17 protein-coding genes are annotated in these 23850 nt (G+C 69.1%); 12 read left to right on the top strand and 5 right to left on the bottom strand.

Features of this window, described 5'->3' with window-relative positions; translation table 11 throughout:
- Position 1: 1 nt before the first annotated feature.
- From U5S82_23285 to U5S82_23245, 9 genes are all read left to right on the top strand, one after another.
- Complete coding sequence (locus tag U5S82_23285; protein ID MDZ7754490.1) at positions 2-1339, top strand: sigma-54 dependent transcriptional regulator; 1338 nt, start codon at positions 2-4, stop codon at positions 1337-1339.
- Positions 1340-1578: 239 nt separating this feature from the next.
- Entirely contained in the window at positions 1579-1908 is a 330-nt protein-coding gene (gene fliE / locus U5S82_23280) for a flagellar hook-basal body complex protein FliE (GenBank protein MDZ7754489.1), read from the top strand.
- A 36-nt stretch (positions 1909-1944) separates the two neighbouring features.
- A complete protein-coding gene (gene fliF / locus U5S82_23275) occupies positions 1945-3621 on the top strand; it encodes a flagellar basal-body MS-ring/collar protein FliF (protein ID MDZ7754488.1) in 1677 nt (558 codons plus the stop codon).
- On the top strand, positions 3614-4633 hold the full coding sequence (gene fliG, locus U5S82_23270) for a flagellar motor switch protein FliG (GenBank protein ID MDZ7754487.1): 1020 nt from the start codon (positions 3614-3616) through the stop codon (positions 4631-4633). The genes fliF and fliG overlap by 8 nt, the downstream gene beginning before the upstream one ends.
- A 9-nt stretch (positions 4634-4642) precedes the next feature.
- Positions 4643-5326 carry a flagellar assembly protein FliH gene (locus U5S82_23265; GenBank protein MDZ7754486.1) on the top strand — a complete coding sequence of 228 codons (684 nt, stop codon included), beginning with the start codon at positions 4643-4645 and terminating at the stop codon, positions 5324-5326.
- Between the two features lie 10 nt (positions 5327-5336).
- Positions 5337-6695 (top strand): flagellar protein export ATPase FliI, encoded by a 1359-nt coding sequence (fliI, locus tag U5S82_23260; protein MDZ7754485.1) that lies wholly within the window; start codon positions 5337-5339, stop codon positions 6693-6695.
- A 119-nt stretch (positions 6696-6814) separates the two neighbouring features.
- A complete protein-coding gene (gene fliJ / locus U5S82_23255) occupies positions 6815-7243 on the top strand; it encodes a flagellar export protein FliJ (GenBank protein ID MDZ7754484.1) in 429 nt (142 codons plus the stop codon).
- 104 nt (positions 7244-7347) lie between these two features.
- Positions 7348-8505: a flagellar hook-length control protein FliK gene (locus tag U5S82_23250; protein MDZ7754483.1), complete on the top strand. Its 1158-nt coding sequence runs from the start codon at positions 7348-7350 to the stop codon at positions 8503-8505.
- An 864-nt stretch (positions 8506-9369) separates the two neighbouring features.
- Positions 9370-10800 (top strand): SNF2-related protein, encoded by a 1431-nt coding sequence (locus tag U5S82_23245; protein ID MDZ7754482.1) that lies wholly within the window; start codon positions 9370-9372, stop codon positions 10798-10800.
- A 145-nt stretch (positions 10801-10945) separates the two neighbouring features.
- Here U5S82_23245 and U5S82_23240 read toward each other — a convergent pair whose 3' ends face one another.
- Positions 10946-12448 (bottom strand): ISNCY family transposase, encoded by a 1503-nt coding sequence (locus tag U5S82_23240; GenBank protein ID MDZ7754481.1) that lies wholly within the window; start codon positions 12446-12448, stop codon positions 10946-10948.
- A gap of 227 nt (positions 12449-12675) precedes the next feature.
- On the opposite strand from U5S82_23240, the gene U5S82_23235 reads away from it, so the two are divergent.
- A complete protein-coding gene (locus U5S82_23235) occupies positions 12676-14088 on the top strand; it encodes a C-terminal helicase domain-containing protein (protein ID MDZ7754480.1) in 1413 nt (470 codons plus the stop codon).
- A 47-nt stretch (positions 14089-14135) separates the two neighbouring features.
- On the opposite strand, the gene U5S82_23230 is transcribed toward U5S82_23235, so the two are convergent.
- Complete coding sequence (locus tag U5S82_23230; GenBank protein MDZ7754479.1) at positions 14136-14696, bottom strand: Uma2 family endonuclease; 561 nt, start codon at positions 14694-14696, stop codon at positions 14136-14138.
- A gap of 150 nt (positions 14697-14846) precedes the next feature.
- On the opposite strand from U5S82_23230, the gene U5S82_23225 reads away from it, so the two are divergent.
- Positions 14847-15968, top strand: a complete 1122-nt coding sequence (locus tag U5S82_23225; GenBank protein ID MDZ7754478.1) for a DNA repair exonuclease — start codon at positions 14847-14849, stop codon at positions 15966-15968.
- Positions 15969-15970: 2 nt separating this feature from the next.
- The gene (locus U5S82_23220) at positions 15971-18604 is read left to right on the top strand and encodes an AAA family ATPase (protein ID MDZ7754477.1); all 2634 of its coding nucleotides are present in this window, start codon (positions 15971-15973) and stop codon (positions 18602-18604) included.
- A gap of 324 nt (positions 18605-18928) precedes the next feature.
- Here U5S82_23220 and U5S82_23215 read toward each other — a convergent pair whose 3' ends face one another.
- The 3 genes from U5S82_23215 to U5S82_23205 are packed head-to-tail and all read right to left on the bottom strand — an operon-like array spanning position 18929 to position 23571.
- Positions 18929-20806, bottom strand: coding sequence for a DNA translocase FtsK (locus U5S82_23215; GenBank protein MDZ7754476.1), 1878 nt, complete (start codon positions 20804-20806; stop codon positions 18929-18931).
- Complete coding sequence (locus U5S82_23210) at positions 20788-22848, bottom strand: hypothetical protein (protein MDZ7754475.1); 2061 nt, start codon at positions 22846-22848, stop codon at positions 20788-20790. Before U5S82_23210 ends, U5S82_23215 begins: the two co-directional genes overlap by 19 nt.
- A gap of 6 nt (positions 22849-22854) precedes the next feature.
- Entirely contained in the window at positions 22855-23571 is a 717-nt protein-coding gene (locus tag U5S82_23205; GenBank protein ID MDZ7754474.1) for a hypothetical protein, read from the bottom strand.
- Positions 23572-23850: the final 279 nt, after the last annotated feature.

Genomic DNA, 23850 nt, shown 5'->3' with positions numbered 1-23850 from the left:
GGTGGAGGCCCACGTGCTCATCGTGGAGGACGACGTACCCCTGCGCGACGCCCTCGCCGAGACCCTGGGGCTGGCCGGACTGGACGTGGTCACCGCGGGCGACGGGGAGGAGGCCCTGGCGGTGCTGAGGGAGGAGCGCCCGCGCCTGGTGGTGAGCGACATCCAGATGCGTCCCATGGACGGCATGGCCTTTCTGAAGGCGGTGCGCGCCGCCGCCCCCGATACCCCAGTACTGCTGATGACGGCCTATGCCACGGTCCAGCAGGCGGTGGAGGCCATGAAGATGGGCGCGGTGGATTATCTGGTGAAGCCCTTCGAGGGCGAGGTGCTGGTGAGCAAGGTGGTGAGCCACCTGCCGGCGGAGACCGCGGCCACCGGCGACCCCGTGGCGGAGGACCCCGTGTCCCGCGATCTCCTGGCTCTCGCCGCCCGCGTGGGGGGCAGCGAGGCGACGGTGATGATCAGCGGCGAGAGCGGTACCGGCAAGGAGGTCTATGCCCGTTACCTCCATGCCCACTCGCCCCGAGCCGGCGGCCCCTTCGTGGCCATCAACTGCGCGGCCATCCCCGAGAACATGCTGGAGGCGGTGCTGTTCGGCTACGAGAAAGGGGCCTTCACCGGGGCCTACAAGGCGGCGCCCGGCAAGTTCGAGCAGGCCCACGGCGGTACGTTGTTGCTGGACGAGGTCTCTGAGATGCCGCTGGGCCTGCAGGCCAAGCTGCTGCGGGTGCTTCAGGAACGGGAGGTGGAGCGCCTGGGCAGCCAGCGCATGATCCCCCTGGACGTGCGGGTGCTGGCTACCTCCAATCGTGATATGGCGGAGCTGGTGCGCGAGGGTACGTTCCGCGAGGACCTCTACTATCGCCTCAATGTCTTTCCCCTGCACATCCCGCCCCTGCGCGAGCGCCCGGGGGATATCGTCGCCCTCGCTGCGCATCTGCTGCGGCTCCATGGCGGGACGGGCGAGACGCCTCGCCTCGGCGAGGCGGCCCGGGATGCCCTGGTGGCCTATCACTGGCCGGGTAACGTGCGGGAGCTGGCCAACGTCATCCAACGCGCCCTGATCCTCAACGGCAGTGGCGATATCGACCTCCATGATCTGCATTTTCAGGCGCCCCGGCCGCAGCACCCGGCAGCCCTGGCGCCGGCCATGGAGCAGGACGCCGAGACCCCCCTGGGGATGGATCTGCGGGACAAGGAGCGGGAGTTGATCATGGACGCTTTGCAGCGCGGTAACGGCAGCAAGAAGAATGCCGCGAAGCTGCTCGGCATCAGCCCCAGGACTCTGCGCTACAAGCTGCAGAAGCTCCGTGAGGCCGGCATGGCGGTGGCGGAGTAGCCGGTGGAAGCGAGGCGCTCGTTTCACCCGACGCTGGGTCGCGCGCCGCAGTCCGGGTTACGTAGGGCGGATCAAGCGCAGCGGACCCATCGCGGCCGCCGGGGCGATGCCCGGGGCCCGGAGCGGTGGAACCGCTGCGCTTGTTCCACCCTACGCGGGGTTTCGCGCCAGCGCTCAGCTTACGTAGGGTGGGTCGAGCGCAGCGGACCCACCTTTGAAACGATGAAGAGGTATGGGACATGAAAGTGGATACCAGCGGGATCGACAACGTGCTGGCCCAGATGCGGGCGATGGCCGCGCAGGCCCAGGCGCCCGCCGCCGGCGAGTCTGGCGACAAGGCCGGAGGCGCGGATTTCAATGCGCTGCTCAAGCAGTCGCTCGACAGCGTCAACGGGCGGGCCCAGGAGGCCAAGGCGTTGACCGCCGCGTTCGAGCAGGGGGATCCCAACGTCGAGCTGGCGGAGGTCATGATCGCCGTGCAGAAGTCCAGCATCTCCTTCCAGGGCCTGCTCCAGGTGAGAAACCGCCTGGTGCAGGCCTACCAGGACATCAGCAACATGCGCATCTGATGACCATGAACGCGCGACATCGCCGGAGACATTGATATGGCGGAGGTTCAAGGTACCCAGGCATTGCCGTCGCCGGTGGGCAACCCCAATGCCTGGCGGGGTCTGCTGGGGCTCTCGGCGCTGCGTCAGATGGGCCTGTTGGTGGCCCTGGCGGCCACCATCGCCCTCGGGGTCTCCATCGCCCTGTGGACCGCCAAGGCCGATTACGCCCTGCTCTACGGGGGCTTGTCACCGGGGGCGGCCAGCGAGGTGCTGGAGGCCCTGGATGCCACCGGCGTGCCCTACCGTCTGGATGAGCGCAATAACTCCATCATGGTGCCGGCCGACAAGGTCTACGACGTGCGCTTCCGCCTGGCGGCCCAGAATCTGCCCGGCGGCGGGGACATGGGCTTCGAGATCCTTCAAGAGGAGCAGAGCTTCGGCACCAGCCAGTTCGTGGAGCGGGCGCGCTTCCAGCGCGCCCTGGAGGTGGAACTGGGGCGTTCCATCAGCACCGTCAACGGGGTGCGCAGCGCCCGGGTCCACCTGGCCCAGCCCCGCGAGTCCGCCTTCGTGCGGGAGCGCAGGCCGCCTACGGCCTCCGTGCTCCTGACCCTGACCGGCATGGGCAAACTGGGGGAGGGGCAGGTGAGTGCCGTCGCCCACATGGTGGCGGCGGCGGTGCCGCGGATGGAACCCGGCAACGTCAAGGTGGTGGACCAGCGGGGTCGCCTGCTGACCCGGCCCGAGGCGGATTCCGCCCTCGCCATGAGTTCCGATCAGCTGGACTACGTCAACAAGCTCGAGCAGGGCTACGTGCGTCGCATCCAGGATATCCTCAGGCCCGTGGTGGGGCTGGACGGCCTCGAGGCCCAGGTGTCGGCGGATGTCGATTTCACCCGCACCGAGCAGACGCGCGAGATCTACAATCCGGATCTGCCGGCCCTGCGCAGCGAGCAGGTGCTGGAGGAGCAGGGCGCGGCGGGGGCGGCCGGGATCCCGGGGGCTCTCGCCAATCAGCCGCCCGGCGCCGGCGCGGCCCCCGAGCAGGCGGCGGGCGTCGAGGGTGCCGCGGGGGGCGCCGGCGAGTCGTCGCGGCGCCGCTCCACGCGGAACTTCGAACTCGACAAGACCATCCGTCACACGGTGATGCCGAGCGCCGTGCTGCGGCGGCTGTCGGTGGCGGTGGTGGTGGATGACCATCGCACGGCGGCCGCCGACGGCACCGTGCAGCGGCAGGCCCTGACGCCCGAGGAGACGGCCCGCATCGAGACCCTGGTGAAGGAGGCCATCGGTTTCACCCAGGCACGGGGCGATAGGGTGCAGGTGACCAACGTCTCCTTCACCGAGCCCCTGCCCGCCCCACCCGTGGAGGCACAGCCGCTGTGGGAACAATCCTGGGTCCTCACCTTGTCCAAGCAGGTACTGGGTGTGCTGCTGGTGTTGTTCCTGATCCTCGGGGTGCTGCGTCCGGCCATGCGCCGTCTCACGGGCGCGGATGCGGAGCTGCGTGACATGCAAGCCAAGCTGGAGGCCACCATGACGCAGCGGGGTCACGGGCAGCGCCAGGATGACGATGGCGTCGTACGACAGGTGGAGGGCGACGACGAGGTGCTACAGTTACCGGATACGGCCACCCACGAGCGCCGTCTGGAGGTGGTGAGGAAGCTGGTCCAGGACGATCCGAAACGGGTGGCGCAGGTGGTCAGAGATTGGGTGAATGCCGATGGCTGAGAACAATAATATCACGGAAAAGGGCCTCACCGGCCCCCAGCAGGCTGCCGTGCTGCTGCTCAGCATCGGCGAGGAAGGGGCCGCCGAGGTGCTGCGGCATCTGGGCCCGAAGGACGTGCAGAAGGTGGGTTCCGCCATGTCGGAGGTGGCGGGCATCACCCAGGCCCAGGTGAAGCGGGTGATGCAGGAGTTCGTGGATGCCCTGGGCACCCATACCTCCCTCGGCGTCGACCAGGAGAGCTATATCCGCAACATGCTGGTGCGGGCGGTGGGCGACGAGAAGGCCAGCGGCCTCATGGATCGGATCCTCGTCGGCGGTTCGGCCAACGGTCTCGATACCCTGAAATGGATGGACCCGCGGGGCATCGCGGACATGGTCCGCAACGAGCATCCCCAGATCATTGCCATCGTGCTCGCCTTCCTCGACGCCGACCAGTCGGCGGAGGTGATGTCGTACCTGCCCGAACGCACCCGTCCGGATCTGATGCTGCGCGTCGCCACCCTGGATACGGTGCAGCCCCAGGCCCTCAATGAACTCAACCAGATCCTTGAGGCCCAGGTCTCGGGTTCCAACGTCAAGGCCTCCTCGGTGGGCGGTGCGCGTGCCGCAGCCGAGATCCTCAACTTCGTGGAGACCGCCTCGGAACAGGAGATCATGGAACACGTCAAGGAGGTTGATGCGGACCTCAGCCAGCAGATCGAGGACCTGATGTTCGTGTTCGAGAACCTGATGGATGTGGACGATACCGGCGTCCAGGCCCTGTTGCGGGAGATCTCCTCGGACACCCTGCTCATCGCCCTCAAGGGCACGGACGAGTCACTGCGCGAGAAGTTCTTCAAGAACATGTCCAAGCGTGCATCGGAGATGCTGCGGGACGACCTCGAAGCCAAGGGCCCGGTGCGCCTCAGCGAGGTCGAGGCGGCCCAGAAGGAAATCCTGGGCATCGCCCGCCGCATGGCCGACGAGGGCACCATCGCCCTCGGCGGTGCCGGCGGCGACGAATTCGTCTAGAGACGGCCCATGGCGAGCGGCGGACGTGTCATATCCGACGGCGCGGGTCGCTTTCGGTCCTGGGAGCTGCCCGAGGTGGGCGGGGCCGGCAAGGCGAAGGCGGGCGGCGGGGGCAATCGCCCGCGTCCCCCAACCGCGGGGGACATCGAGCAACTCGAAAAGCAGGTGCGCGAGGAGGCCTTCCGCCAGGGCCATGCCGAGGGCGAGGCCCAGGGACGCCAGGAGGGCCTGCGCCGTGCCGAGCAACGCAACGCCGATGTGACCAAACGTTTGAAGGCCCTCCTCGACGGCATGTCCCAGCCCTACGCCGAATTGGACGAGCGTGTGGTGGAGACCCTGGTGGAACTGGCCGTGAGCGTGGCTCGTCACATCATTCGGCGGGAACTGCGCACCGACCCCGAGCAGGTGATCGCCGTGGTGCGGGAGGCGGTGGCCGCCCTGCCCGAGGTGACGCCCCGGGTGGAGATCCACCTCCATCCGGAGGATGCCGCGCTGGTGCGCGAGACCGTGGGCGTGGGCGACGGGGAGTCGGCATGGACCGTGGTGGAGAAACCCATGATCACCCGTGGCGGATGCCGGGTCGCCAGCGAGTCCTCCCAGGTGGATGCCACCATCGAGCGCCGGGTGGCCGAGGCGGTGGCCCACATCATGGGCGAAGAACGGGGACGGCAGGGTGGCGGAATCGAAGCGTAGCGACCAGGTGCTGGAGCGGCTGCAGCCCTTCGTGGAACGGGCGACCACGCCGCCGCCCCTGACGGTGGCGGGGCGCCTGACACGCATGGTGGGCCTCACCCTGGAGGCGGAGGGGTGCAAAGCCGCCATCGGCGACCGCTGTCGCATCGCCGGGCCCACCGGCGAGGTGGAGGCCGAGGTGGTGGGCTTCGCGGGTGATCGGCTCTACCTCATGCCCATTGGCGACATTCGCGGCATGGAGCCCAATGCCCGGGTGGTTCCAGTAGGCCGGGGCGGCGAGGTGTTCGTGGGCGATGAACTGCTGGGCCGGGTGCTGGGCGGCACCGGGCGCCCCCTCGACGGCAAGGGCGTGGTCAAGTCGGGCCACAAGGTGTCTCTGAGGGGGCGGGTCATCAATCCCCTGGCCCGCCATCCCATCCATCAGCCCCTGGACGTCGGGGTGCGCTCCATCAATGCCCTGGTCACCGTGGGGCGGGGCCAGCGCATGGGGCTGTTCGCGGGCAGCGGCGTGGGCAAGAGCGTGCTGCTGGGTATGATGACCCGCTTCACCACCGCGGACGTGGTGGTGGTGGGGCTCATCGGTGAGCGCGGCCGCGAGGTGAAGGAGTTCATCGAGCAGATCCTGGGGGCCCAGGGCATGGCCCGTGCCGTGGTGGTGGCGTCCCCCGCCGACGACCCGCCGCTGATGCGGGTCCACGGGGCCGTGCTGGCCACTACCATCGCCGAGTATTTCCGTGACCAGGGTCACCAGGTACTGTTGCTGATGGATTCCCTCACCCGGTTCGCCCAGGCCCAGCGCGAGATCGCCCTCGCCATCGGCGAACCGCCCGCCACCCGCGGTTACCCGCCTTCGGTCTTCGCCCGCGTGCCCCAACTGGTGGAGCGGGCCGGCAACGGCGAGCAGGGGGGTGGTTCCATCACCGCGTTCTACACCGTGCTGACGGAGGTGGACGAGCAGGCGGACCCCATCGCCGATGCGGCGCGGGCCATTCTCGACGGCCATATCCGGATGTCCCGGGATCTGGCCGATGCCGGCCACTACCCGGCCATCGACATCGAGTCGTCCATCAGCCGTGCCATGACCGCCATCACCGCCAAGGACCACCTGGAGAAGGCACGGCGCTTCAAGCAGGTCTATTCCCTGTACCGGCGCAACGAAGACCTCATCAACGTGGGGGCCTATAGCCCCGGCACCGAGCCCCGAGTGGACCATGCCATCGCCGCCTACCCCGCCTTCATGTCCTTCCTGGCCCAGGATATGGATCAGCGGGTGTCCCTGAAGGACAGCCTGCACGACCTGGACACGGTGCTGGAGCGGACCTCCACGGGGCTCGGCCAGGACCGGCAGTCCACGGCACAGCACGCATGACGATGAGGAGCCACCGGGCCATGACTGCCACCATGCCGCAGGGCGGGATGGGCACGGCGCGCGGCGGTCATTCGCCACCGCCGGGCCCGGCCGGCCGCGATGCCGGGACGGGGTGCTAGGTGGCCCGCTCCAAACGCCTGGAGCCCCTGGCCCGCATCGCCGAGCACCGGCAACAGGATGCCGCGGGGCGTTTCGAGCAGAGCAGGGAGCGCCTCGGCCTCTATCAGGCCAAGCTGGACGAGATGCGGCGCTACCGGGCCGAGTACCTCGACGGCTTCGGCGAACGCGGCCGCCAGGGGCTGCGCGGCGACGAGATCAAACGCTTTCAGGACTTCGTGGCGAAGTTGGACGAGACCATCGGGCAGTTGGAAGGCCTGGTGGCGGGCGAGCACAGGCAGATGGAGCGCGACCGCACCCTGTGGCTGGCCAAACGCGCCCGCACCAAGGCCCTGGACGGCGCCATCGACGGCCTGCGCCGGGCCGAAGACCTGGACCAGCTGCTGCGGGAGGATCGGGAGACCGACGAGCGCAATCTGCGCAAGAAGTAGCCGGCGGGGCGCCCTCGAGGGATGACGGGCGTCCTACGGTGGTGTGGTTGGCGCGCAATTTGCATTCCCGATGGTGTCACCATTTCATCTGAGAGGCAGCGGGCATGGACAACGGGGCTTTGCCGGTACCCCAGGGCCTGATGGCCCTGCTTGGGGGCTTGTTGCCCGCCAGGCAGGTCACGGGCGAGGCGGCGGAAAATCACGGTTTCCAGGACCTGCTGTCCCAGCTGCTGGCCGGCGGGGATCTGACCCTGGAGGACCTGCGCAACGCAGATGTGCCCCAAGTATTGCTGCCACTCCTTGCCGGCGGCGATGGCAATACGTTGCCGCTGGAGACATTACCGCCACAGACGTTGCCGCTGCAGGACGGCAGCGGGTCGCCCGGTGGCGACCCCGCGGCGGATCTGGAGGCCATCCTGGCTTTCCTCGGTGCCCAGCCGTCCCTGCCATCCCCCTCGCCCGGCGCACCGGAGGGAAAGGTAGCAGGTGTCCCGGGACAGGGACCACCGCCTGTTGGGCAAGACCAGGCGGAGATGGTTCCGGCGGCATTGTTTGCTCGGGGCGGTGGGGACACGGTGGCAGATGGAGGCAGGGAAACTGCGTTGCCGGCGGCGGGTGGCCCCGACAAGTCTGCCATCACGTCCCTCCAGCCGGCCGCCGGTGGTGAAGGCCTCAGATTGGCGAGTGGGGGAGGAGATATCCTCGCCGCCCTGGAGTCCGCCGCGTCCCAGGGCCAAAGCGCTACCAAGGGGCCCGAGCAGGCCGGGTTGCCGGTGACGCGGGCCGCGGAACCCCCGCTTCAGAACCTGCCGGCAGCCACCATCCAGACCCCCGTCGGCCGCCCCGAATGGGGCAATGAGCTGGGTCAGCGGGTGCTGTGGATGACTGCAGGTCAGGGTACCCAGCACGCCGAGATCAGACTCAACCCGCCCCAGCTCGGTCCCCTGGAGGTCAAGGTGGTGGTGCGCAACGAGGAGGTGAGTGTCTTCTTCAATGCCAATCATGCCTCGACGCGGGAGGCCCTGGAGCAGGCCATGCCCCGGTTGCGTGACATGCTCGGTGCGAATGGCATTCAACTGGCCGAAGCCACGGTGTCGGGTGGGCGGGACGATCCGGGCGGTGACGCTGCGGCGAATCAGGAACGCGGTGGCGGTGGGGCAGGGACCGGAGGCCGGCATGGGGCGGGCGGCGCCGATGAGGGTCCCGGCCTCTCCCCGCCCACCGCCGGCCCGTCACGGGGGCTGGTGGATGCCTACGTATGAGCGAGGCTGCATACGCTGCCCATTCCTTTGGCACGGATGTAGGTCCGGATTCATCCCGACATCCCGGCCCGTAGATACGCCCACCGCCCGTTCCTTCGGCACGAATGTAGGTCGGGATTCATCCCGACATCCTGGCCCGTAGATACGCTCACCGCCCGTTCCTTCGGCACGAATGTAGGTCGGTTGCTCCTGGCAACCGACATCCGCGCCCGCAAAGCGCCGAGTTTCCGTCGGCTGCCAAGAGCAGCCGACCTACGCCTCTGTCCTTCTCCCCAGGGGGAATGGGAAATGGGAAATGGGAAATGGGAAATGGGAAATGGGAAAAGATTACCACCCGTGCGTCCGCTCTGCTGACGCCGAAACGGTGGATCCGCTGCGCCTTTTCGAACGGCCACTCCTCCCTGACCTTTTCCCTTTTCGCGTCACTCGCGTATTTCGGTGCGCTTTTGTAGGTCGGGATTCATCCCGACATCCCGGCCCGTAGGTACGCCCACCGCCCGTTCCCGGGGCACGGATGTAGGTCGGTTGCTCCTGGCAACCGACATCCCGCCCGCCACCCGCCGGGATCCCGTCGGCTGCCAGGAGCATGGTAGGTTGGGGTGAGCTTGCGAACCCCAACGATTTTTGGTCGAATTCATGGTCATGTTGGGGTTCGTTCCTCACCCCAACCTACGCGCTGACGTTGCTCGCGGTCGTGGGGCTGGTACGTCTGGGTCTTGCAGAGCTGCAACTTGAGCAGGTATGCGCGGGCTATTTGCCCGCGTCGGGGGGGCGTGCTAGCGTTGCCCGCGCTTTTCGGCCCCGGCCATCGTGGACACCCCATGGCCATGCCCCGTATCGCACAGGACGAGGACGTCTAACGTCATGCCCAGGACTACGCCCAAGACCAGGCCCAGGACGACCAGGAAGTCGAAGACTCCGCGCGCACGCCCCCGGCCCACGGGATGGCTGACCACCGACGCCGACGAGGTGGAGCGGCGGCGCCTGCGGGCCGAGCAGGAGCCCATGGCCATCGAGCCGGTGGACGGCGCCGATCCCTTCTTTGGGGACTTCCGGGTCCAATCGGGGGCCAAGGCCTATCGGGTGGAGATCCGCTCCCTGGGGGCACTGGTCAACAGTTGCGACTGCGCCGATCACCGCGTCAACGGGCTCGGTACCTGCAAGCATGTGGAGGCCGTGCTGCAGTGGCTTGGCAGCCGCCAGCGTCGCGCCTTCGTCCGGGCCGCCGCCGCGGGGAGCCCGTGGTTCGAGGTATACCTCGACCGGCGGGACCAACGGGTGCATCTGGAAGCACCCCATGACAAGGGCCGCTCCCGGGCCGGCGCCTTGCTTGCCGGGTACGATGGCGGGGACGGTATCCTCGCCGGCAACCCCCTCGATACCCTGCCCGCCCTGCTGCGGGCGGTGGACGCTGCCCATCCGGCGACTCGCCGCCGCATCCGCATCTCGCCGGCCCTGCGCGCCTGGCTCGAAGAGCAGGATCGGTGCGAGGAGCGGCGCCGCCACCGCCAACACGTGGAGGCGGAGATCGCGGCGGGCAGGCTCGACCTCAACCTGGTGCACCATGCCCTCTATCCCTACCAGCAGGAGGGCATGCTGCACCTGGCCCTCACCGGCCGCGCCCTGCTGGCGGACGAGATGGGTCTGGGCAAGACGGTGCAGGCGGTGGCGGCCTGCGAGCTGTTGCGCCGCAGCGCCGGGATCCGGCGGGTGCTGGTGGTGTCGCCGGCCTCCCTGAAGGGCGAATGGGAGGAGCAGATCGCCAAGTTCACGACCCTGCCTTCGCGCATCATCCACGGGCCGCGGGCCGAGCGGGAGCGCGAGTACGCGGCCCCGGCATTCTTCTACCTCGCCAACTACGAGCAGATCCGCCCCGACGTGACGGCCATCAACACCATCCTGGCCCCGGATGTGGTCATCCTCGACGAGGCCCAGCGCATCAAGAACTGGCAGACGCGCACCGCGGCGGCGGTGAAGAGCCTGCAGAGTCCCTATGCCTTCGTCCTCACCGGCACCCCGGTGGAGAACCGTATCGACGAGATCTATTCCATCGCGGAGTTTCTCGATCCCCACATCTTCGGCCCGCTGTTCCGCTTCAACCGCGACTTCTATCAGTTGGACGACAAGGGGCGGGCCATCGGCTACCAAAACCTCGACCAACTTCACGAGCGGCTGCGCCCCGTCATGCTGCGCCGGCGCAAGGACGAGGTGGAGGGGCAGTTGCCGGGACGCACTATCAACACCTACTTCGTGCCTGCACGAAAACCCGTATTTCCCGGCAAATTCCCAGCGTGACACTCAGGTACTGATGGCCGGTGTTCCACCTTGGCGACTGTTTTGAGATGCGTGGCGTCATCCAATGCGAATGCTTCGCATTGATGGTGATGTGCAGACGCTCCTCTCCTGTCCGCGTGGCGCGGTATCGGCTTCGGAGCGCTGCTCAGGCAGCCTTTCGGTAGGGGCCGCGCCTTCGCCGCTCCCGCTCTTGTTCTTGCTGACGCAGCAGCGCGCCAAGGCGGTGAATGTTGCGTGCGAGCACGGCCAGCGCCACATAGCGCTTGAAGCCCTCGATGCCGTGGTCCGGACACTTGTCCAGACCATGAACCTCCAGGGCATTGATGGCCGACTCCACCGCCGAATGGCGATGGCGCAGGCGCAGAAATTCCTCATCACTCTCGCGCACCTTGTCGGCCTGAGAGAGACGACCCTTCTTCGGCAGGACCACCCGCTCCAGACGCTCAGCCAAGGCCGCCTGGTTGGCTGGACTGTGGAAGCCCTTGTCCATGCTAACAGCGCGCAGTGGCGCAAATCGCTCCTTCGTCTCCTCAACCATCGGTACGGCCACCTGATCATCGGTGCACATCTGCATCACCTGGTGGTGCAGGATGAAACGGTCGCTGTCCTCCATCACGCACACCCGCAACCCCAACTCCACCGGCACCCCGGCCTTGCCCTTGCTGATCCACTCGGTGTGGGGCTCGAACAACGAGAAGACCTTCTCATTGTGGGGGATGCGCTCGCCCTGGAGCACGCGGCGGCGGATCTGATCGATCTGCCGATTGGCGTGGGTCATGAATTCATCAAGCTCGCGCAGCAGCCCCTCGCTCAGCGCACAGGAGGCCGGCACTTTCTGGCGGATCTGCTCGGCACGGGTCAGGTGGTCCTCGGCCAGTTCCAGGTAGGTGCCGTGGGCCTCGGCGATATCCTGCAGTTTGGCTTGACGCTTGTCTTCGTCCTTGGAGGTGGAGTGTTTGAGCCGCTGGACGATTCGGTACTGGCGCTTAAACTGGCGCTGATGGTGGGCATGCTGACGCCAACCGGGCAGCGCGTGGAGTTCGGCCAGTTCGGTGCTCAAATCGATGACCTTACGGATGGCGTCGAGCAGCAAGTTGATGTCGGTGGGGAAATGCACATCGGTCTCCACCACGAACGAGTCACAGCGCCCGACGAGCCCTTCTTCTAGGTTTTTTTTTAGCGCCTTGTGCCCCGCACGCACCACCTCTTGATTGATCCGGTCCAGGAGCTCCGGGGTGAACAGGCGCAGATTATCCCGTAGCGTCTGCATCGGGTAGAGATAGGTGTCGGTCCAGTCGCCGTGCCCGAGGAACTGGCGGATCGTGTTGTGCTCGTTGGCCAGTTCCCGGACCCTGTCGTAGTCGGCACTGAGCCCCAGGCGCAGTACGCCAAGCACCAGGATCTTCCACTGCGACATCCCCGGCCGACCGGCGTTAGGGGCCACCAGGACATTTTCTGCCTCGCTATCACGTACCGGGCGCACCTCTTCAAGGATCGCGAAAACCCGCTCGCGCAACGCGGGCGTGGTGTAGATGTGCTGCAGTCCCCGCAGGAGCTGCGGGATGTCATCGCGCGATTTGGGATCGAGCCAAATCGCGCCGATGTCCTGCTCGCCGATCTGCATTTGCGGCTCGATCACCTTGCGCATACGAATTTCATCCTGGCGAAGATTGCGTCTCTCAAGGGCCTTGTGCGCCTGTACCGTCCGGCCCTCACCGGTTACGCCGCCATTATATCAATGCAGATCAATGCGTTACAGATTTATCTTGCAATCCAGCAAACGGAACCGTCGCATTCTTCGCGTCGCGATTATTAGCTTATGCCGTTGATCAATAAACTCTTTTGAGTTTCTCGTGCAGGCACTACTTCGTCCCCATGCACGAGGAACAGACCGGGCCCTACGAGGAGTACCAGGCCAAGGTGGCCCGCCTGTCCGCCGCGGCCCGCAAGCGGCCCCTCAAGAAGGAGGAGATGGAACGCCTGCAAGGGTACCTGGCGTGCATGCGGATGCTGTGCGACACGCCCTATATCCTCGACCGTGAGACCCGCGTCTCCCCTAAGCTGAAGGAACTCGAGGCCATCCTCGGGGACCTCATGGCGGACGGCGATCACAAGGTCCTGGTGTTCTCGGAATGGGAGCGCATGCTGGAACTGGTGCGGGAGCACGCCGCCGCCCGGGGCCTGGGCCACGCCTGGCATACGGGCAAGGTGCCCCAGCCGCGCCGGCGAGCCGAGATCCGCCGCTTCAAGGAGGACCCGGAGTGCCGGCTGTTCCTGTCCACCGATTCCGGCTCCGTGGGACTCAATCTGCAGGCCGCCGACGTGGTCATCAACCTGGACCTGCCGTGGAATCCGGCGAAGCTGGAGCAGCGCATCGCCCGCGCCTGGCGCAAGCATCAGAAGCGCCCGGTGCAGGTGATCAACCTGGTGTCCGAGCATACCATCGAGCACCGTATGCTCGGCCTGCTGGAACAGAAGCGCGCCCTCGCCGCCGGCGTGGTGGACGGCCGGGGCGAACGGGAGATGGCGCTGCCGTCGGGTCGTGCCGCCTTTCTGGAACGCCTCGATGCCCTGATGGCGGGAGATGGGGGAGCGCCCGCCCTCGCCAGCGCCGATCCCATGGAGCGGCTGCGGGAGACGGTGCTGGCCGCGGCCGGTGACGGCGTGGAGCGCATGGATGTCCATGATCAGGCGGGCCGCCGCACCGTGCTGGTGGTGACCCGGGACCGCGACCATGAACTCCAAGCCGCCCTGGAGCGCCGCCTCCAGGAACAGCTGCCCGATGACACCCGCCAGATTCAGGTGCTGGACAGGGATACCCTGGCGGCGGTGGAACGGCTGGTGGAGGCGGGGGTGCTGCAGCTCACCGGCGACGCCACCCCCCTCTACCAGGCCGCGCCGGAAGAGGCCCCCGAGAGGGTGGCGTCACGCCGCCTCGGGGAGGCCCGCGAACGCATGGCCCGCAGCCGGCGACCACGGGAGATGGCGCAGCTGCTCCATCAGGGGGGCTTTACCGTCGAGGCCGTCGCGCCCATGGCCGAGGCCGTGGAGGGCGCCCTCGGGGCCTTGCTCCACTGGCAGGGTCACGACGCCGATGGTGCGCCCGGCCTCGCCGTCGTGGAGTCGGCGCTGGTGGCCACGGGCCTGCTGGCCGCCGATACCCCTGCCGTGGTGGCCCGCCTGCGGGAGGCCGGGGGCATGGCCGAAGGGGCAGAGGCCGGGGGGCTGTTGGACCGCGGCGAACAACTCCTGGCGCAGGCCGACGGGGCCCTGGATGGGGCGGGTTGAGGCGCCGATGATCGGGCGCCGGCCGGGATCGGCCGGGCCCGCCGCCATCACGCCCACAGCACGTCGAGCCCGAAGGTGATGGCCTCGAAGGGCGGCTCGCTCACCGCATCGTCCTGGGTGAGGGTGCGATGCAGCAGCCAGTGGCCGTCGGGCTGGAGCCGGTAGACCTCCAGGGTGCGGGCGTCCGGGTCCACCAGCCACAGGTGTTGTACGCCCTCGCGGGCATACAGGGGCATCTTCACGGCGCGGTCGATGCGGGCCGTGGAGGGGGAGAGGATCTCGCAGGCCCAGTCGGGTGCGAGTTCGAACCAGGCGGTGGTGGGGAGTTCCGGCATACGCGCGCGGCGCCAGCCCGCCAGGTCCGGGACCACCACGTCTGGGCCCAGGTGCAGCTCCGGCTCGTCGAGGATCCACCAGCCCCCCGGGCCTCCGTGTCCACCATCGAATGGGCTGCCGAGGGTGTACCCCAATGCCGAGTAGGCCCGGCTGTGTCGTGGCGCGGGACGGGGATGGGTGTGCAGCTGGCCGTGGAGGATCTCGCCCACCAGGTTCTCGGGCAGGGCGATGATGTCTTGGTAGCTGGCGGTGCGCTCGGCGGACGAGGTCATGGGCGGTTCCGGCGACGGGTTGATGGCCCTAAGCCTAGATGAACGGCGCCCAGCCTGCGAGTATGAGTCCATGGTAGAAGTCACTATACAAGGCCCCGGCAACGGCGGCGCAGGGATGACGCGGCCGTGCCGGCGCCGGGGGCCCTTTTCATGGGCGTGAGGCTCCTCCATACCGCCGACTGGCAGATCGGCAAGGGCTTCGGCACCGTGCCCGGGGACAAGGGGGCGGCCCTGCGCAACCAGCGCCTGGAGACCGTGGGCCGGCTGGCGGCCCTGGCCACCGAGCTGGCCGTGGACGCGGTGCTGGTGGCCGGCGATGTGTTCGATGCCCAGACGGTGTCGGACGAGACCCTGCGCCGGGTGATGGAGCGGCTGCGGGGCTTCGCCGGCCCCTGGGTGCTGCTGCCGGGCAACCACGACGCCACCCTGGCAGAGAGCGTGTGGACGCGCCTGGAGGCCCTGGGCGCGCGCCCTGCCAACGTGCATTTCGCCCTCACGCCCGAACCCCTCCACCTGCCCGGCATGGCGCTGGCCATCCTGCCGGCCCCTCTCCAGCGCCGTCACGAACCGGCGGATCTCACGGCCTGGTTCGCCGCGGCCGAGACCCCGCCGGAGATCGTCCGGGTGGGCCTGGCCCACGGCAGCGTCACGGACTTCCTGCCGGCCGAGGCGGCACGCCACAACCCCATCGAGCGCACCCGTGCCGGCACGGCGGGGCTGGACTACCTGGCCCTGGGGGACTGGCACGGCACCCTGCGGGTGGATGGGCGCACCTGGTACGCCGGCACCCCGGAGACGGATCGCTTCCGCAGCCGCGCCCCGGGCCATGCCCTGGTGGTGGACCTGGATGCCCCGGGGGTTGAGCCGCGGGTGGAGACGGTGGCCACCACTCGCTTCCACTGGCACACCCTGGAGCATCGCCTGGGCGATGGCGGTGACCTGGCGGTGCTGGAGGATCGCCTGCAGGTCCTGGGGGAGCCCTTTGATCGCCACGTCGTGGCCCTGCTGTTGTCCGGCGTGGTGGGCCTGGCGGAGCGGGTGGCCATCGAAGAGGTCGTGGAGCGCTGGCGGGCGCGCTTTCATTTCCTGGACGTGGACGATGCGGCCCTCACCACGGCGGCCACCGAGGCGGACCTGGCGGCCCTCCAGGACAGCGGCTTCGTGGCCGCTGCCGCGGCCATCCTGCGCCGGCGCCGTGACGCCGGCGAGGCCACCGCGGGCGATGCCCTGCAGATGCTGTTCGCCGAGTATCGGCGGCGCCAGGGGGGCTGACGGTGCATATCCAGCGCCTCCGGGTGGAGAATTTCAGGAAGCTGGTGGCGCCGCTGGAGATCGTCGGGCTGCCCCCCGGCATGGCGGTCATCGGTGGCGACAACGAGGAGGGCAAGTCCACTCTGCTGCAGGCCCTGCGCAGCGCCTTCTTCGATCGCCACGGCCTCAGTGGCCAGGCGGCCGCCGCCATGCAGCCCCTGGGCCACAAGGTGGCGCCGGAGATCGAGGTGGATTTTCACCTCGGCGGGCACGACTACCGGCTGAAGAAACGCTTCTGCCTCAAGCCCGCGGCGCGCCTGGAGGGGCCCGGCCGGGTGCTGGAGGACGAGGCGGCCGAGGATGCCCTCCAGGAACTGCTGGGCTTCGAGCGCCCTGGGCGGGGCGCCAGCGATACCCCTCACCATGGCCTGTGGGGGCTGTTGTGGGTCTCTCAGGGCACCACCTTCGCGCCGGTGGCGCCCTCGGAGGGGGCCCGCCACGCTTTGGGCGAGGTGCTGGAGGAGGACGTGGGGGAGGTGCTGGGGGGCGCCGTCGGCCAGCAGTTGCTGAAGCACTTCGGCGACTGGCGGGACCGTTACTGGGGCCGCAGCGGCAAGCCGGTCCAGGAACTCAAGAAGGCCGCAGAGGCCAGCCAGGAGCGAGCGGACGCGTTGGCCATGGTGCGGGAGCAGCTCGCCCGCTATGACGATCAGCTCCTGCAGCTCGAACGCACGACCCGGGAACTGGAAGGCTTCCAGGAAGAGCAGCGCCTGGCGGAGATGCAGCGCCGGCTGGCCGCCGCCGAGGACAGGGCCAGGGAGCTGGATAGGCTGCAGCAGGCGCTGCGGGAGGCCGAGACCCGCCTGGAGACCACGGCCCTGCACCTGCGGGAGGCGGAGGGCCGGTGGGACGCCCGCCAAGCCCTGGAGGCCGAGGCCCGGGAGGCCCGCGCCAACGCCGCGGAGCTGGCGCGCCGGGAGGAGGCCATGGCGGCGGAACTCCACACCCTGGAGACCACCCTGGCGGAGATCGGCGCCGCCCTCGACGGGGCCAGGAAGCGGCGGGATGAGGCCCGCGGCGAGGAGCGGCGCCGCGGCCTGCTGGTGCAGCGCCGGGAACTCGAGGAAGAACGGCGGCGGCTCGCGGAGCAGCGCGAGCGTGCCGCGGAGGCCCGGCAGGCGGCCGCCGCGGCGCGCCGTGAGGCCGCTTCCATCGTCGTCGATGCCGGTACCCTGGCCGCCCTGAGGGAGGCGGAGCAGGCCGTCTCCCGGGCCGGGGAACGGCTGTCCGCCGCCGCCACCGAGGTGACGGTGGACGTGGCGGTGCCGTTCCGCCTCAGAGGCGATGCGGTGCCCCTGGAGAAGGGGTACCGGGTCACCGGGCAGGCGGGGCTGGAACTCGAAGGCGTGGGGTATATCGGCATCCGTGCCGGCGGCTCCGATCTGCCGGCCCTGGAGCAAGCCCTGGCCCAGGCCCGCGAGCTGCGCGCCGGCCTGCTGGAGACCCTGGGGGTGGCGGATCTCTATACCGCCGAAGGCGAGTTGGCCCGCAAGGCGGAGCTGCGCAACACCGTCGCCTACCAGGAGCGGCTGGTGGCGGTCCATGCCCCGGAGGGCGTGGAGGCCCTGGAGTCACGCCTCGCCGATGTGATGGCGGCCCTCGAGGGCCTGCCGGCCGTGATGGAGGACCCGGACGGCGGGCTCGACGACCTGCGTCGCGCCCGCGAGGCCGCGCGCCTCGCCTTGGAAGAGGCGGAGCAGGCCGCCGCCGCCGCCGAGGGCCGCCATGGCGAGCAGGCCCGGCGGGTCCAGGGGGTGCGGGACGAACTCACCGGGATCCGCGGCCGCCTCAGGGAACTGAACGCCCAGGCCGAGCGGGCAGACAAACGCCTGGCCGGCGAGCGCGGCCAGGTGGCGGACGCGGAGCTGGCACGGCGGGTCACGGAACAGCGCGCCGCCCGGGACGCCGCCGGCGAGGCCCTGGAGCAGGCCCGCGGCGCGGTGGCCGCCCTGGATCCCGGGGCGGTGCAGCGGGGGCTGGAGGATGCCCGGCGGGCGGTGGAAGAGACGGAAAAACAGTTGCGGGAACTCGAGGGCCGCCAGGGCCAGTTGCGTGCCGCCCTGCGCGCCCTCGGCCAGCAGGGGCTGGCGGAGCAGGCGGCGGAGCTGGAGCGCCAGGCCGCCGAGGCCGAACGCCGCCACCGCGCCCTCGAGCGCGAGGCCACCGCGGTGCGGCTGGTGGCGGAGGCCCTGGAAGAGGCCGCCCTCAATGCCCGGGAGGTTTATCTCCAGCCCCTGCTGGGCCACCTCCAGCCCTATCTGGACGCAGTGTTCCCGGGCGCCCGGCCGGTGATGGGCGACGCCCTCGAGATGGCGGGGCTGGCCCGCGATTACGAGGAGGGGTTCGAGCAACTCAGCATCGGCGCCCGGGAACAACTCGCCATCCTCACCCGCCTGGCCTTCGCGGACCTGCTGGCGGAGGAGGGCGAGTCACCCCCCGTCATCCTCGACGACGCCCTGGTCTACGCCGACGAGACCCGTTTCGAGACCATGAAGGCCCTGCTGTCCCGCTCCGCCCGCCGCCACCAGGTGCTCATCCTCACCTGCCGTCCCCGGGAGTACCTGTCCCTGGGTGCGGCGCAGTTCCGCTTGTACTGATCTGCGCTACCACTGCGTCATTCCGACCCCAACCCGTCATTCCGACCCCAACCCGTCATTCTGGCGAACGCCAGACAAAAGCGCAGCGTTGAACGCCCGCAGGGCGGCCCGCAGGGCGGCCCGAAGGGCGAGCGTAGCGAGTAATCCAGGGCTGACGCACCCGCGTGAGCCAGAGGCACCGTCCCGGCTCTTGAGCCCGCCGCCCTGGATATCGGGTCAAGCCCGGCATGACGATGAAGGGGTGGATGCCGGGTCAAATCGGGCAGGACATGGTTAGGCAGATTCTCGATGGGGCCTGGCATGACGGGGCGGCGGGGGTTGGTTTCAGGCCTGCAGGGTGGCCACGAGGCGTCTCATGTCTGCTGCGGGGAGGAAGGCCGACTGGGCGCGCTCGATGCCGTGGCCGCGGTCGCACAGCAGGTCGCCGCGGCCCACCAGGGCCTCGCCGCCGGGCTCGTCGAGGATGATCTGGGAGTTGACGGCGCTGGTGACCTTGAGGCAGACGCGCAGGGGCAGGTTGGCCTTGATGGTGCCGGTGACGATGCCCTTGTCGGGGCGCTGGGTGGCCAGCACCAGGTGGATGCCGGCGGCGCGACCCTTGGCGGCCAGGCGGGCCACCAGGCTCTCGAATACGGCCTTCTCCTGGCGCCCGGCCAGGATCAGATCGGCGAACTCGTCGAACACCATGACATGGAAGGGCAGGTCCGTGTGTCCGGTGGCGATGCGTTCCCCCAGGTTGCTGTAGCCTTCGTCGGCGAGGCGGCGGTAACGCTGGTCCATGTCCTTCACCGCCTGCTCCAGGCCGGCGACGGCGTCGCCCGGGTTGCTGATGACGGGGCCGGTGAGATGGGGGCAGCCTTCGAGGTCGCGGAAGGAGAGGATCTTGGGGTCGATGAGGGTGAGGTTCAGGGAGGCCGGCGCGTTGCGTTGCAGCAGGGAGGCGGCCATGGACCGCAGGAACTCGCTCTTGCCGCTGCCCGAGGTGCCGGCCACCAGCATGTGGCAGGTCTTGGGATCGGCGAAGTCGGCCATGAGGGGCGTGCCCTCGACGCCGAGGCCGATGGGGAAGGCCACCCGGCTGGGGTGGTCCGCCAGCTCGGGGGCGGCCTGGATGTCCCGCCACAGCACGGTGTCCGGCACGGCCTTGGGCACGTCGATGGTGACGTAGCCGCGGGCGGGTTCGATACGCGGCGGGCTGGGCAGGGCGAGGCTCACCTGCAGGTCCTCGGCACGGTTGGCCAGGGACACCACCTTGACGCCCGCGGCGGGGCGCACCCGGTAGCGCACCAGTTGCGGCGCGCTGGTACGGCCCATGACATCCACCGCCAGTCTGAAGGCGGCGAAGGTCTCGGCGATGCGGGCCGAGTGGTCCGTCTCGCCACCCGCGGCATCCGCTGCAGGGGTATCGGGCACAGGGGTATCGGGCACGGGGGTGGCGGGTGCGGGCTCCGGGGCGGGAGAGTGACCGGGAGGCGGGCGTCCCAGCTCGGCGGCCACCGGCAGCACCATCTGGCCGAACAGGTCCCGCAGATCGGCGGGGCTCACCTCCAGCACCGTAAGCTCGGGCTCGTAGTATTCCAGCAGGCCGGTGAAATCGAGCCCCGGCCGGCTGGCCTCCAGCAGGTGGCCATAGATGGCCAGTTGCACCAGGTCGTGCTTGGTCTCGGCACCTCTGGAGAGCTTGTAGTCCACCACCACCACGCCGTGGCTGGGGTCGCGGCGCACGGCATCCACCCGGCCGGAGACGCACAGGCCGGTGCCGGCGATGTCCGTGCAGTCCACTGCCAGCTCCTCGCCGAGGAACAGGTCCTGCCAGTGGGAGAAGCCCTCGATGGTGGCGCGCAGTTCGGCCAGGCGGGTGCAGAAGACCCGCAGGCAGGCGCTCAGGTGATGGGCGGATTCCACCTGGCCCGCCTCCGCCAGCTCGCCGAGGCGCGCCTCGGCGAAACGGCGGTAGAACTCGTGCCACAGGGCCTCGGCGGTGGCGAGTCCCTGGGCCGTCTTGCGGGCGCGCCCGTGGCACAGCCAGTGGGTGAAGTCCTCCGCCAAGCGGTGGAACAGGGCGCCCTTCACCGGCGGGCCGCTGCCGGGGGGCGGGAAGGTCAGGGTGGGTGGTTGGCCGCCGGCCAGCCAGCGGGCCCGCCATTGGGGGTCCAGTACGGCGTGCTTGAGCTGGGTGACAGTCAGCCTGCGCTCTGCCATTGCAGCACCGTCATGTTGGGATGGGTGTGGACCTTGATGCGGGCGGTCTCGCCGCAGATCCCCAGCACCGCCTCGCGGTCCGGGGCACCGGGCAGGCGTTCGATGACCTCTTCGAGACTGAGGAACTTCTTCGCCCGCATGATGTTCACCAGCGCGCGCTGCAGCTCGCCGGTGGGCGGTGGCGGGGACTCCGGTTGCGGCGCCTCCCCAGGCGCCTGCCGTGGCCAGCCGAGGATGGACTGCCAGAAATCATCCAGGGCGTGGCGCAGGAAGTCGGCCACCTCTTCGGGAGACCATTCGATGTCACCCTGCAGGGCATCGGCGTGGAACTCGTGGGCGGCATAGAGACGCACCAGCACGCGGCGATCCAGCTCCAGTATCAGGAGTGACGAGCGCCTGGCCTGCTCGATGTCGGCCTGCGCCACCTTCCAGGTAGGCTTGGGGATCCGTGGCAGTTCCGGCGTGCGCGGGTACACCAGCACGCGGTGTCGGCCGGCGCCCGCCATGGCCGTGCGGGCGATGGTGTGCCAGCGTTTCCAGTGGTTGCCGGACTCGAAGCCGAACACGAACCGGGTCTCGTCATGGCGCCAGCGTGGCAGCTGCTCGCCGGATTTTGCCCTCACCCTGTCCACGCTTATCCCCGCCACTCCACGGGCCAGCTCGTTCACCAGCCAATAGAAGGCGTCGCGGTCGTACACCAGGCGTCTGGGCTTGGCGGACACCTCGTCCACGTAGCGTTCGAATAGGGTCTGCAGCGGCACCCGGCCGGCATCCGGGTCCGGCGCGGCGGCATCGGCCCCGTGGTGCCAGCGCCGGGAGCAGGCGTTGAGGAACATGCGCACGCTCATCTGGGGGTTGTCGCGGGACAGGCCTTCGAGCCATCGGCCGTCGCCCCAGAAGGCCCGGCGCCTCGCCTCGGGCAGGTCGAAGACGGCGAGGCGGTGGGCCGCCAGCTCCCGCGCCTGGGGGATGGTGACGCCCTCCAGGAACAGGTAAGGCATGGCGAGGCGGTCGCGGCTCGCTTCCTCCCAGTGCAAGCGGAGGCGCTTCTCCCAGGGGTCCACGTTGGCGGTGAGCAGGGTGAGCTGGTTGACGGCCTCGTCGGTGAGGTCCGTTATCACCGTGCCCAGGGCCCGCGCCAGCTCCGGCGACTTGCCGTAGGTCTCGGTCTGGTCGAAGCAGATGAGGAAGGGGCGATAGAAACCCGCCAGCCGGCACAGGTCCAGGACCCGCGCCTTGGCCCTATCGTTCAAGTGGCCGGCGCTTGCATCCACGCGTCCCCGGTCCGCGGCCTTGATGCCGATAGCGTCGGCCAGTTCCTCGTCGATGGGCTCGCACTGGAGCCAGTCCAGGCAGGCCTGCCGGAGCTCCCAGTCGTCGCCGTAGGCATAGCGGTACAACACCCTGAGCCAGGTCACCGGGGCGGCGTTGAGGCGCATTCCGCTGCGGGCGAGGCGTTGCGCCACCTGGCCGAGCCAGCCGCGGTTGTCCATGTTCCGGCGCAGATAGCCGAGCCAGGGCCCATGGTCCCGGAGGGCGACGAGCTCCGAGGCCGGGCGGCGCAGGACGGCGATGGTCCGGGCGTTGCCGCCGATGGCCTCGAGCATATCGGCCACCACCTGGCTCAGGGCGCCGTGGGCGAAGAGTTCCAGTTGATCGGCCCCGGTGGCGTCGCCGGCGGCGGTATGGCGGTCGGGAAAGGTCAGCTCCTGCACCAGGCGCATGAGGATGGACTTCCAGCGCGTGTCGGTGTCCTCGAAGGGCCGGATGTTCACCAGGGTGGCGCGGCCGCTCAGGCGCTTGAACAGGGTGCCGATGAGGTGGGACTTGCCGAAGCCGGCGCGCGGGGAGAGCACCAGCAGGGCCTTGGGCGAGCGGGTATGAATGCGCGGGCGCGGGTCATGGCGCAGGGCATCGATGGCAGCAATGACGCTATTGGCCGCGGCCTCATTGAGGCCGGGCACCGAATAGTCCACCCCCCGCGGATCGTTGACGATATCGTCCGCGAAGGGGTCGATGAAGGGCTCCTGGAGGTCCGTCACCCGCGATCAATCCATGAGCCGGATCCGCAGATGGGGATGGCCGTCGATGTAGAGGGCGGCGGCTCGTTCCTCGGGTGAGGACAGGGACCAGTCGCCCATGCTGGCCACGGCGCGGCCGCTGCGGCAGGCCTCCAGCAGGGCCCCCTTGAGGGCCTCCAGCTCGCCGCCGAGGCGTAGATACACCTCGTGGATCAACACATCCGGGTAGCCGAAGGCGTTCACCGCCTCGCGGTAGGCGCGGTGGATGGCGGCCGGATCCGGCTTGTCCGCGGCCCGCGGCGCCGATGGGGCGGCGGGCAGGGTGGACGCGTGGAGATATAAGGTGCTGTTGGCCCACTTGAGGCGCAGCAGGACGCCCTCCGCCACCAGCAGCTTCAGGGCCTCGTCCACCTTCTTCAGGCCTGCCCCCTTCAACCCTTTGGCCAGGGCGCTCTTGGAAAGCAGGCGCACCCCCGACTCGCGGCTGCGGGACTCGAGGTGATCGTAGGTCAGTTCCAGGGGCTTGAAGTGCTCCGGCACCACGTAGCGGGGCCGCTGGGGTGAACCCAGGTTGCCCACCGCGCTGTCCTTCAGCAGCCGCCTCAGCACGGCGCGGCAGGCCTTGCCCTTGATGGTGCCGGCGCCCGGGAGCTTGAGATCCGTAGTGGTCAGGCCGTCGGCGCCCGCTGCCGCCAGCCGCTTGAGGATCCGCTCCTCGCAATCGGTGTTCGTGTCGCTGTCCATGGCCTTGGGGATGGGGTGAAATTCAGTGTGCCACTGTACCGCCCTCGAGCAGAGAAACGAAGGGCCACGTGGTCTTGGGATCCCCGGCGCCTCTGCCACAGTCCCTGGATGCCGGGTCGAAGCCCGGCATGACCAAAGGGAGATCGCGGGACGAGCCCGCATGGTGAAAGAGGGGATGTCGATTCGAGCGTGGCGCGGCCGTGGCCTGGATCATTGAACCCGCGGCAAAGGTGCGTACACTCCGGAACTTCGCACGTTGGATCGCTTTCCGGAGGGGGG

The sequence above is a fragment of the Gammaproteobacteria bacterium genome, from assembly GCA_034522055.1.
Classification (GTDB): domain Bacteria; phylum Pseudomonadota; class Gammaproteobacteria; order JAABTG01; family JAABTG01; genus JAABTG01.
Note: the sequence above shows the minus strand (reverse complement) of the source record. Positions and strands in the feature narration are given on the sequence as shown.

Bases quoted from the DNA above. Each gene is read 5' to 3' on its own strand.
- fliE (MDZ7754489.1), top strand. From the start codon at position 1,579: ATGAAAGTGGATACCAGCGGGATCGACAACGTGCTGGCCCAGATGCGG.
- fliF (MDZ7754488.1), top strand. From the start codon at position 1,945: ATGGCGGAGGTTCAAGGTACCCAGGCATTGCCGTCGCCGGTGGGCAAC.
- fliG (MDZ7754487.1), top strand. From the start codon at position 3,614: ATGGCTGAGAACAATAATATCACGGAAAAGGGCCTCACCGGCCCCCAG.
- U5S82_23265 (MDZ7754486.1), top strand. From the start codon at position 4,643: ATGGCGAGCGGCGGACGTGTCATATCCGACGGCGCGGGTCGCTTTCGG.
- U5S82_23250 (MDZ7754483.1), top strand. From the start codon at position 7,348: ATGGACAACGGGGCTTTGCCGGTACCCCAGGGCCTGATGGCCCTGCTT.
- U5S82_23245 (MDZ7754482.1), top strand. From the start codon at position 9,370: ATGCCCAGGACTACGCCCAAGACCAGGCCCAGGACGACCAGGAAGTCG.
- U5S82_23240 (MDZ7754481.1), bottom strand. From the start codon at position 12,448: ATGCGCAAGGTGATCGAGCCGCAAATGCAGATCGGCGAGCAGGACATC.
- U5S82_23235 (MDZ7754480.1), top strand. From the start codon at position 12,676: ATGCACGAGGAACAGACCGGGCCCTACGAGGAGTACCAGGCCAAGGTG.
- U5S82_23230 (MDZ7754479.1), bottom strand. From the start codon at position 14,696: ATGACCTCGTCCGCCGAGCGCACCGCCAGCTACCAAGACATCATCGCC.
- U5S82_23225 (MDZ7754478.1), top strand. From the start codon at position 14,847: ATGGGCGTGAGGCTCCTCCATACCGCCGACTGGCAGATCGGCAAGGGC.
- U5S82_23215 (MDZ7754476.1), bottom strand. From the start codon at position 20,806: ATGGCAGAGCGCAGGCTGACTGTCACCCAGCTCAAGCACGCCGTACTG.
- U5S82_23205 (MDZ7754474.1), bottom strand. From the start codon at position 23,571: ATGGACAGCGACACGAACACCGATTGCGAGGAGCGGATCCTCAAGCGG.